This window comes from Paenibacillus sp. FSL H7-0940 (assembly GCF_037979415.1).
Taxonomy (GTDB): domain Bacteria; phylum Bacillota; class Bacilli; order Paenibacillales; family Paenibacillaceae; genus Paenibacillus; species Paenibacillus amylolyticus.
The window spans coordinates 4,109,998-4,121,084 of the sequence record NZ_CP150280.1; the positions used below are offsets into that span (position 1 = coordinate 4,109,998).

Genomic DNA, 11,087 nt, shown 5'->3' on the forward strand with positions numbered 1-11,087 from the left:
TATAGAGAGGAATGGAACAACGGTATGGAATCCAAACTACTTCAAAAATTAAAATATGCTTCACAATTAACGGCACAGGAGAAGCATATTGTGGACTATATCCTAAGCAATCCCGAAGTTGTATTTGATTCTACAGCCCATGAACTGGCTCAGCAGACCTATACAAGCTCATCCACCATTGTTCGCTTATGCAAAAAGCTGGGTACCAAGGGGTACCCAGACTTTCAGCTCAAGCTTGCTCTTGAATATCAACAGATACCTTCCGCGTTGCAAACGCAGGATCATGCAATTGCAGAACAAGGCAACGTGCTGGCTGCCATCGACTCGGTTCCTTACCTGTACCAGCAAGCGCTGGAGGCTACCCGCCGGATGTTAAATGCTCCTGTTTTGCTACGAATAGCGAGCTGGGTCAAAGAATCCGTACGTATCGATATCTATGGCAGTGATATGAATTATTATCTGGCTCAGCAGGCTTGTGCCAAGTGGAATGAACTCGGCATATCTGCGATTGCTCATAATAGTCCCAACATGCATTACTTGAACACGATGAACCCCAACAGCCGGACGCTGTCTTTTGTTATCTCACACACAGGTGAGAACCAATCCATGATTGAAGCCGCCAAAGTGCTGAGCAACAAACAGATGAAAGTCATCGCAGTCACGGGCAACAACCATTCAACCCTGTCCAGACATTGTGATGAAACGTTACTGGCTTACGGATACAATGAACAATTAAGGCTATCCAAAATGTCTTCGATGGTCTCGGTACTCTACATTTTCGACATGTTGTACATGGGGAGCATTAGCGATACGTATTAACGATTACCGTTGATCTGCTGCAAATACAATCCCGGCATCCTTACGTGCACTCATAAGTACACTCATTACAGACTGGCTGTGTTCGAGCAGTTCGTAACACCGTTTGTGATCACCACTTGCATGGATGTCCCTGAACGCTTCCCACTCATAGTACAGCCAATTCAATTTGGTCTGCGCATTATACGCCACAGCAGGCTCATTCCCGATCTGAAGCTTGATCTCCCGGCAACCGTTTGCTCCTCCCACAACCTGAAGATAACCTTTCTCCCCCTGAATGAGCACAAAGTTCATGCTGTTTGTGTCTTTGGCACCTACACATTCCGCAATAAACTCCGGATACTTAAGAACCACTACACCTGACGTATCAATGCCGTTTGCATGCTGGTTCGCGGTATACGATACGATATTCGGACTGCCAAACAGATTCATGACCAGATGCAGATTATAAATATTGATATCCATCAGCGCGCCACCAGAGAAATGTGGATTGAATACGTTCGGCGTTTCCCCTGCAAGCAGATCATTGTATTTGCGCGAGTATTGACTGTAGTTACACTGGATGAGTTTGATCGGACCAAGCTTTGGTAGTTGCTCCTGTATGACTTTAATATTGGGCAGATGAATGTTGGAGATGGCTTCAAACAGCAACAGATTCTTTTCTTTTGCAAGTGCAATCAGCGTTTCTGCTTCCTGAAGCGTGGACGTGAACGGTTTTTCGCAGACGACATGTTTGCCATGTTGAAGTGCCTGATAGGCCTGTTCGTAATGCATGCTGTTTGGTGAAGCAATATATACGAGATCTACATTTGTATCTGAAAATAGGGATTCCAGGTCCGTATAGATGGTATCGACCCCATACTTACCCGCAAGCTCCTGTGCTGTCTCTCTCTTCCGGGAGTACATCGCTGTACACGTAACATCTTCCAGTTCATTGATCGCAGATAAAATGGCATCCACAATGGACCCTGTACCAATCGTTGCTATATTCATCATATCGTTTCGCTCCTGTCGTTAGTTGTTTGTCAGTTGGCTCTCTTCGCTGCTCTGGTTGAGTGTAATGTTATCACGATCAAGTCAGGCGGAGAATGCTTTGGGACGGGATTGGCAGCATCATGCGCAATTTGATTTCAGGTTTGAATGACTATGAAATTCAATTTCATCCTCTTCTTTTTTTCATGTTTGAGAGCTAACATATCTTCCATAGTTTACCGATATAACATAAGGAATTAACGACATACATATAGAAGAACGAAGGGGACGATGAACGAATGAAAACAAGGTATACATACGTACAACGCACCATCTGTACATTGCTGTTATTTACACTCATTGCAGCAGTGACATTGGGAGGTGGAACCGCAGCCGAGGCAGCTTCACTTAACCAATCCACAGTGTATTATGAGTCCGACGGAGTTTTGTACAAAGTATCCGCGGATGGCAGCAATACAACAGAAGTATTAATTGATTTCCAAGGTGTGGACTTGCTCGCGGCAGGCTCTTATCTCTACTACACGCAGACTGCTTCTTCCACAACCTTGCTTCGGGTTCCGAATGACGGGTCCAGCGATGCGGCAGAGACATTTGCTACAGATGTACTCAGCTATTACACGGATAACGGATTTATCTATTATCTGGATGCTACAGGTACCATTTATCGCGCGAATGGCAATAGTGACGCTTCATCTGTCACCAAGATTGCTGACAAGGCTGATACCGACTTCCCATTCCTCCTGGTAACCAAAGGGCGCGCCTACTATAATGCGTTAGTTAATGGAAACACGTGGATCGTGTCCAAAACGTCCAACGGTGCTGGAGCTGTGCAGCGGATTGCCGCAGGCGCAGTGGAAGGACGTTATTTTACGAATCAAGCCAAAAACGAACTGCAACTGATGGTAAATACAGACCCCTACGAGGATTTCTATTCCACCAATGCTGTTGTCATGTATAAGGTGAAATACAACACTGGCAAAGCAACTGCGGTAAATCCCAAAGCCAAACTGGATGTGAATGCTGTATATTCCGGTGGTTGGGGAAACAATCTTTACGTGTATAACAAGGGAATCGTTCTCGACAGCAATAAGGATTACAATTATGCCAAAGGCAAAGCGTTTGCGTTAACCACTTCAGCCAAAACACTTCAACTTCATAACAAAAGCGTTCGTGAAGTAAGTGCCTTAGGTACAGACAAGGTTGTCCTTATTGATGCAGACAAAAAGGCTTATGCCAAAACGGTCTCGGGCAACAAAGTGACCAAGTCTGCCAATCTGAACCTGAACAATGTAACGTATGTGGCGAATCAATTGACCAATGGTACATCTACGGCTGCATACATCTCGGGCAACAATGGACTCTATTCGATTAATACAGCTCTCAAGGTAACGAAACTTACCGGGGACGAATGGGATGCATTCCATATCAGAGATGATGTTGAAGGCCTCTTCTACATCAATGCCAAAGATCAATATCGCTTGTATCACGTGCAAACGGGTGGAACAGGGAAAAAAGTTATGAGTGACGTTTTCCTCGACAATATTCTATTGGTGACACCGTACTAACATATCATGTTGATTCAGGCGTATAGCCCATTCAACGGACATGTCCAAAACAAAAAGGATTACCATGCAGCCATAACGGCTCTTGGTAGTCCTTTTTTGGTTGTCGAAAACTATTTTTCAAAAACATCTTCCATATGAGAATGATAATTGTTATCATTAAGAAAATAAGACAAAAGGATGGTCCGTATGACTGAACAGTTTCCCTTCATTGCTGAAACCTCATCTCTACCGCTCCTCTCCTCCATGTGCCGTGTGCGTCGTGGGGAGAATTTCCGTGTGCAAGGCAAGACGGTGTCACGGCCCATGCTCTGTCTTATTTTGCAAGGAGACGGTGTTCTGGTCCTGAATGATACAGTCTACACGGCTCAAGCGGGCAGCTTGTTTGTACTGAAGCCAGGAACAACCATCGAGGCCGCTGCACGCTCGAATATGACCGAATGTATATTACTAAGCATGGATACGGTTTGTTTGCAGCAAGTGCGCGGTGAATGGAAAATGACCTCATCACCTGCCTTCCCGCTGGATTGGGAGACAGGCAGGTTGCTGGTTCGTCACGAGCAGCAGGCTAAATTACATTTCGAACAACTCTATGAAACCTATCGCGGTCTTCAACCGGATCACTTTATCAGCATACATAGCCAGCTGCATGAGCTGTTGCAATTTCTCTCAGAGAACAGGCTGGAAGCCAATCATGAGAAAGTGGACCCTGCCTTGGAACGCAGCATTATGTATATGCGACGTTACATGAGTGAAGGAATCAGCATGGATCAGCTTGCCAAGATTGCTGGACTCACCCCCAGCTCTTATTCACGCAGTTTCAAGAAGGCCAAAGGCATGTCACCGACCGATTACCTGAATCGTTTACGTATAAACGAAGCCAAAAAACAGCTGACAGAGGAATCCTGTATCCTCAAAGACGTCGCGGTATCTGTCGGGTATGGTAATGAGTATTATTTTAGCCGAAAATTCAAACAAACCTTGGGGATTGCTCCCAGCGTATATATGAAAAGAGATCAACTTCGCGTAGCTACAGCATCCATTATGGGATTCCATGAGAACTTGGCCTCGCTTGGACTGCGCCCGGTAGCTGTGCTGGAAGGTGAAGGTGTGTTTGACCGAGAATCGGATGAATATGAACAAGAACGCCGATTAACCAGACAATTCGATCAACTTCGGCAGGCGAAGCCAGACTTGATCATCGGTGACTTTTACCACAAGCCCTATTACGATCGCCTGAAAAGTATTGCACCCACCATCATCTTGGAGTCCACTGATGACTGGAAAGAGAACCATATTAGCATAGCCGAACTAGTCGGACGTGAGAAACAAGCGTTGCTGAATTTCAAAGAACTTGAGTTTCGCAAGCTTGAAGCAAGCCTGAACCTGCAACCCTATTTCGGACAAAAACGGTTGGCTCTGATGGAGGTTACGAATCAGTCCATTCGCTTACAAGGGACTGGCGAGCATCCATTAAATCACTTGTTGTATGCTGAATTGGGACTTCAGCCTGCTCAGCTCGTATCTCCCGAAAGCTCCAGAAATGAGTATGTAGCGGATAGTATTCCCGTGCTGGACACGGATTACCTGTTGATCCATCGTGCTTCGCTTCAGCCTGTCAGTGAAAAGGTGTTCCGACGCATGAAACAAACGGCATCGTGGAATCGATCCCCTGCTGTATTGTATGGTAACGTTCACGATATTTCGAACTGGCAACGGTTATGCTGGACCCCGGGTGGCCGGTTGCAGATTCTGAACGAACTGGAACAGATTACTCAGCAGTCTGTAGTCTTTCCTCAGGCGGGTCTGATCGGACATTAGATGTGAACATAGGTCGATACGATGGGCAAGATTATCTTTTACATCGTGTTCCTTCATTAATAATTCAGTAAGATATTGCACAGGCCAAAGGACCCTCTCCTATAACGGAAAGGGCCCTTTGCATGTAATTATGAATGTTCCTTAATCTCTTCCTTCGGAACCAGCTTGTATATCTCTTCATTTTCCATGGTATCAATCAACCGATCCAACCATTTGTAATATGCTTCCGCTTGCAAAACTTTGTGTTTGTCTTCCATCAGAATGTGGATAAGTTCAGCGTCTGCCTGCTCATCCAGACCTTCGACTAACCGATTCAGTTCTTCAATTGATTTGCGTAGAATCTGAAGGTTACTCTCCACGGCTTTTCTCCATTTAATCGCAAAATAATCCGTAAACGTCTGATGCCAGTCGTATTCCACTTCATATAGGTCTTTTCTGGAGCCCTTGCTCCACACTTTATTTACCATTTTCAAATCCAGCAGTGTTCGTACACCTGTACTCATACTCGTTTTGCTCATTTCCATTTCCCGTCCCATATCGTCAAGGGTCATTGGTTTGTCTGCAAAAAATAGCAATCCATATAAGTGTCCCGTCGACAGCGTAACGCCGTAAAGATCCATATTACGTCCAATGGCTTCAATGACGCGCTTACGAATCTTCAGCACGGTTGCCTGCTGTTCCTCTTGTAAATGGTCCAAGCCCATGCTTGCAACCTCCATTCTGAACATTCCACAGTCTTTGGCGAAATAATTGCAACACTTTAAAAGTCCTGCTTACATGGGAAAGCACTCGGCCGGACATCATATATGCCAGAGGGCTTTCATTCACCCAATGTATGAAAATGGGAACTTTACCAGGCTACAATTGCCTATGACTATCTTTTAACCAAAAAATTCAGCTTCAATTCAGCTCATTTTCTATTGTAGGAAAAGCAATGTCAAATGTAAAGCTGCCTTATTAGCCAGAATAAGGAGAATGACGGAGTATTTGGACGAAAAACTTTGTACAGTTTTTACTGTACAAACATTATGTACTGTTTATTCGGTTGATATACTGGTTAAGTATTGTTAGACTTAAAAACGTTACCCAGAAAGACGGGAAGCGAAGCAACAATTACCGGATTTCGTGGCTGGGCGCATAAGTGTATGGGCTTATGGATGCTGAAAGCCGTTCGAAGTGCACAACACATCAGAAGGGGTGAAAACATGACCATACTTGAAGTGAAAAACGTAAGTAAATTGTTTGGACCCCAAACCGAGCAAGGTCTGCAATTACTGGAGCAAGGTTGGGGTAAAGAAAAGTTGGCCAAAGAAAAACAGATAACGGTTGGTGTCAACCGGGTCAACATGGACATTAAGGAAGGCGAGATTTTCGTTATTATGGGACTGTCCGGGAGTGGTAAGTCCACACTGGTTCGGATGTTCAATCGTCTGATTGAACCAACATCCGGAGAAATTCTGGTCCATGGTAAGGATCTACGCAAGATGAACAAAGAACAATTGCGCGAAGTGCGCCGGAAAACGATTAGCATGGTCTTCCAGAAGTTTGCGTTGTTCCCGCACCGTACCGTTCTTGATAATGTGGAGTATGGATTGGAAATACAAAAAGTAGATAAGGAAGTACGCCGGGAGAAGGCAAAAACCTCACTTGAGCTGGTTGGCCTTAAGGGCTGGGAAGACAAAATGCCAGATGAACTCAGTGGCGGGATGCAGCAACGTGTCGGCTTGGCGCGTGCACTTGCCAATGACCCGGAAGTACTACTGATGGATGAAGCCTTCAGTGCACTTGATCCATTGATTCGCCGTGATATGCAAGACGAGTTGATCGAGCTTCAGGATAAAATGAAAAAGACCATCATTTTCATTACCCATGACTTGGACGAAGCGCTGCGCATCGGCGATCGTATTGCCCTCATGAAAGACGGCGCAGTTGTGCAGATCGGTACACCGGAAGAAATCATGATTCAACCGGCCAACTCATATGTGGCCCGCTTCGTCGAAGACGTGGATCTGTCCAAGGTCCTCACTGCCGCTCACGTCATGCGTCGCCCTGAGACAATCACACTTGACCGCGGTCCTCGGGTAGCCCTCGAACTCATGCGCGAAAATGGTGTCTCTAATCTGTTTGTCATTGACCGTTCGAAGAAGCTACTTGGTGTCATTACTGCAGAAGATGCAACCCGTGCAATGCGCGAAAATAAAGTATTAAATGACATTCTGATCACGGACGGGCCGACAGTGTCACCTGAGACCCTGATTCATGAATTGTTTGAGATTGTAAGTTCTGCCCATGTGCCGCTCGCTGTTGTTGGTGAGAATGGCCGTCTGCAAGGTGTTATCGTCCGCGGTGCCCTGCTGGGTGCACTTAGCGGTGAAGTTGCAGTAAAGGAGGAACTTGAGAATGATTCCCAAAATACCACTAGCATCGTGGATTGAATCCATCGTTGACTGGATGAGCTCCTCGCTCTCCGGATTGTTTAATGTAATCTCTATTGTTATTCAGGCAGTAGTTGGATTCTTCTCCGGGCTGTTCATGCTGCCCCATCCACTCCTGTTCATTGCCATATTGGGTGTTCTTGCGTTCCTCGTAGGACGACTCCCACTGACACTATTTACGGTTATCGGGTTCTTGCTCGTAGATAACTTGGGATACTGGTCCCAATCGATGGACACACTCGGCCTGGTTATCACTTCAGGATTGGTTTCGATCCTGCTTGGTGTACCTGTCGGAATCTGGCTCGCATACAGTAAAACTGCGGCGCGTATCATTACACCGCTGCTTGACTTCATGCAGACGATGCCTGCATTTGTCTACTTGCTGCCTGCGGTCACATTCTTTAGTCTAGGTGTCGTTCCAGGTGTTATCGCTTCTGTTATATTTGCGATTCCGCCAACGATTCGTCTGACTCACCTCGGTATCAGACAGGTATCTGGCGAATTGGTTGAAGCAGCTGATGCATTCGGCTCAACTTCCATGCAAAAGTTGTTCAAAGTACAGCTTCCACTCGCTTTGCCTACCGTGATGTCCGGTATTAACCAGACCATCATGCTATCACTGTCCATGGTTGTTATTGCATCCATGATCGGTGCACAAGGTATTGGTGCGGAAGTCTATCGTGCTGTAACACAGCTTCAAATCGGTAAAGGTTTCGAAGCCGGTCTGGCCGTTGTTGTACTCGCGATTGTTCTGGACCGTTTTACACAAAATGTGTTTATGCCAGGTCGTAAAAAGACTTCACGCATTACAGCCAAGCAAAAAGCATGGATCACTGCTGCGGCAACATTCCTTGTGCTTGTAGCTGGTTTCTCACAATACTTCGTTGGTGGCACAACTTCGGCTGGTGGCAACAATTCAGCAGCCAATGCTGTAGGTCAAGAAGTGAATTATCAGATTATTGGTATCGATCCAGGGGCTGGTATCATGAAGTCTGCTGCAAAAGCGATCGAAGACTATAAACTGACTGACTGGACTCTGATTGAAGGCTCTGGTGCAGCCATGACGGCCACGCTGGACAAAGCCATCAAAAATGAAGACCCAATCATTATTACAGGTTGGACTCCACACTGGATGTTCAACAAATATGATCTGAAATATCTGGAAGATCCAGAGAAATCTTTCGGTGATGCTGAAGAAATTCATACCATCGCCCGTAAAGGTCTGAAAAAAGATCACCCTGTTGCGTTTGAATTCCTGTCCCGTTTCCAATGGACATCGGATGAAATGGGTGAAATGATGACTGCTATCCAAGATGGCACATCCGCAGAAGAAGCAGCTAAAGCTTATGCTGAGAAACATGCCGATCAGATTGCTGAGTGGACCAAAGGTCTGACTCCAGTGAACGGTGATGCATTCAAACTCAGCTATGTGGCTTGGGATTCCGAAATCGCAAGTACAAACTTGCTGAAATATGTGATGGAAAACGAATTGGGTTATAAAGTTAACGCTCTGCAAGTCGAAGCCGGACCAATGTGGACGGGTGTTGCCTCAGGCGACGTAGATGCCTCTCCAGCAGCTTGGCTGCCATTGACACACGCAGACTACTGGGAACGTTACAAAGACCAGGTGGATGATCTGGGGGCTAATATGACAGGTGTACGTACAGGCCTCGTGGTTCCTAAGTACATGACTGAAGTAAACTCGATTGCAGATCTGGAGACCGGTGCAGCTTCTTCCACTCCATCGGCAAGTGCTAATGTGGGCGAAGAGGTTAATCACCAGATTGTTGGTATTGACCCGGGTGCAGGTCTGATGAAGGCCACAGCAAACGCCATTAAACATTATGAATTGTCTAACTGGAATCTGATTGAAGGTTCTGGAGCAGCAATGACTGCATCATTGGACAAAGCTTATAAAAATGAAGAACCCATCATCGTTACGGGTTGGACTCCGCACTGGATGTTCAATCAGTATGATCTGAAGTATTTGGATGATCCCGACTTAATTTTCGGCGATGCAGAGGAAGTTCACACGGTTGGACGTAAGGGAATCAAAGAAGATCATCCCGTTGCCTATGAGTTCTTCTCTCGTTTTAATTGGACTGCGGATCAAATGAGTGAAATCATGGTAGACATTCAAAAGGGCGTTTCGCCTGAAGAAGCTGCCAAGACTTATGCGGAAAAACATCCGGACCAAATTGAAGAATGGACCAAGGGGTTAACCCCGGTTAAAGGTGACAATTTACGTCTAGGTTATGTTGCATGGGACTCTGAAATTGCGAGTACCAACCTGATGAAGTATGTGCTTGAGACGGATCTGGGTTACACAGTCAAAGCACTGCAAGTCGAAGCTGGTCCCATGTGGGCGGGCTTGGCAGCAGGTGATATCGATGCTTCTCCAGCCGTTTGGCTCCCGCTTACACATGGGGACTACTGGAAGACATATGGAGACAAGATTGAAGATATCGCTGTCAGCATGACAGGAGTTAAACAAGGTCTGGTTGTTCCAACGTACATGGATATCAACTCTGTTGAAGACTTAAAAGATAATTAAACCAGATTGAGATGGATAAACCTGAATTTGGTAAAAGACCACCGAAATTTTTCGGTGGTCTTTTTGAGTGTAACTGTTACTTGGGAATGGGAATGTCTTCAAACCTAATGAAAGCCCGAATTTACCTGAAGTGCCGTTAAAGTGGATTTTCTCCCTTTTAATGAAAAGCTTCGCTCTGGATAGGATAGGATCAGGAGTCAGATACTCACTCACGGTTAGAGCAGAGCAAATACAAGCGCTAACGAATCGGAGACGTCTTATTCAAGGATATGAAGTGATTCCAGAAATCTAAAGAATCTGAGACACGCTATATCAGAATAAAACAGTCGTTTGCTGTGTTTTTGCAAGGAATTCCAGTAAATAACGTGTCTGATGTTCCTTACTTTGTAAAAAGAAGAGCTAAAGGCGAAATAAGGCGTCCTGAGTTCCTTAGAAAATGGTACCCCTTTCCCAGGGTATGAAGGCTTGGGCTTCAAGACATTTTAAAATGCTAATCTCCACACCCTAACTAACTTCGAAAATCTCAAGCATAAAGCTAAACGTACTAATCGTTACCTTCTACATTAAAGGCTGTGAAACTGAATTATGTACTCAGGTTCTGTAAATTTTTCCTTTTTATATTCCTACACTTTACCAATCAGCAACAATAGTACACCAATGGCAATCATGACAACACCGAGAATACCATATACCACTCTTGCACCCTGACGTCCAATGGTCTTCACAAAAATCCCTGCTCTAAAACTCTTCATAAACCAGTCCCAATTGTTGATACCACCGAGCAAACTAAAAATTCCTGCCGCTATGGCAAATAGTGCGATTAAAACGGGTTGATCTTGCATTTCGTCAACACTCCTTCAATATAATCCTGTCTACTATACCTTCACTTGGTGAAAATTAACAGGC

8 protein-coding genes are annotated in these 11,087 nt (G+C 45.3%); 5 read left to right on the forward strand and 3 right to left on the reverse strand.

From position 1 onward, the window contains the following. The first annotated feature begins 24 nt into the window (after positions 1 to 24). On the forward strand, positions 25 to 819 hold the full coding sequence (locus tag MHB71_RS18335; protein WP_340027199.1) for a MurR/RpiR family transcriptional regulator: 795 nt from the start codon (positions 25 to 27) through the stop codon (positions 817 to 819). Between the two features lie 3 nt (positions 820 to 822). On the opposite strand, the gene MHB71_RS18340 is transcribed toward MHB71_RS18335, so the two are convergent. Beyond that, positions 823 to 1,809, reverse strand: coding sequence for a Gfo/Idh/MocA family oxidoreductase (locus tag MHB71_RS18340; protein WP_340030192.1), 987 nt, complete (start codon positions 1,807 to 1,809; stop codon positions 823 to 825). 278 nt (positions 1,810 to 2,087) lie between these two features. Here MHB71_RS18340 and MHB71_RS18345 point away from each other — a divergent pair, with 278 nt between their 5' ends. Both MHB71_RS18345 and MHB71_RS18350 read left to right on the forward strand, forming a co-directional pair. Further along, positions 2,088 to 3,374 (forward strand): DUF5050 domain-containing protein, encoded by a 1,287-nt coding sequence (locus MHB71_RS18345; protein WP_340027201.1) that lies wholly within the window; start codon positions 2,088 to 2,090, stop codon positions 3,372 to 3,374. A 186-nt stretch (positions 3,375 to 3,560) separates the two neighbouring features. Continuing rightward, positions 3,561 to 5,192, forward strand: a complete 1,632-nt coding sequence (locus MHB71_RS18350) for a helix-turn-helix domain-containing protein (protein ID WP_340027202.1) — start codon at positions 3,561 to 3,563, stop codon at positions 5,190 to 5,192. A 128-nt stretch (positions 5,193 to 5,320) separates the two neighbouring features. Here MHB71_RS18350 and MHB71_RS18355 read toward each other — a convergent pair whose 3' ends face one another. Further along, positions 5,321 to 5,896 (reverse strand): transcriptional regulator, encoded by a 576-nt coding sequence (locus MHB71_RS18355; protein WP_036611216.1) that lies wholly within the window; start codon positions 5,894 to 5,896, stop codon positions 5,321 to 5,323. 501 nt (positions 5,897 to 6,397) lie between these two features. On the opposite strand from MHB71_RS18355, the gene MHB71_RS18360 reads away from it, so the two are divergent. Both MHB71_RS18360 and MHB71_RS18365 read left to right on the forward strand, forming a co-directional pair. Further along, complete coding sequence (locus MHB71_RS18360) at positions 6,398 to 7,627, forward strand: glycine betaine/L-proline ABC transporter ATP-binding protein (RefSeq protein ID WP_036611218.1); 1,230 nt, start codon at positions 6,398 to 6,400, stop codon at positions 7,625 to 7,627. Next, the gene (locus MHB71_RS18365) at positions 7,593 to 10,181 is read left to right on the forward strand and encodes a glycine betaine ABC transporter substrate-binding protein (protein ID WP_340027204.1); all 2,589 of its coding nucleotides are present in this window, start codon (positions 7,593 to 7,595) and stop codon (positions 10,179 to 10,181) included. Before MHB71_RS18360 ends, MHB71_RS18365 begins: the two co-directional genes overlap by 35 nt. 623 nt (positions 10,182 to 10,804) lie before the next feature. On the opposite strand, the gene MHB71_RS18370 is transcribed toward MHB71_RS18365, so the two are convergent. Next, positions 10,805 to 11,023, reverse strand: a complete 219-nt coding sequence (locus tag MHB71_RS18370) for an immunity 17 family protein (RefSeq protein ID WP_017690054.1) — start codon at positions 11,021 to 11,023, stop codon at positions 10,805 to 10,807. Positions 11,024 to 11,087 lie beyond the last annotated feature (64 nt).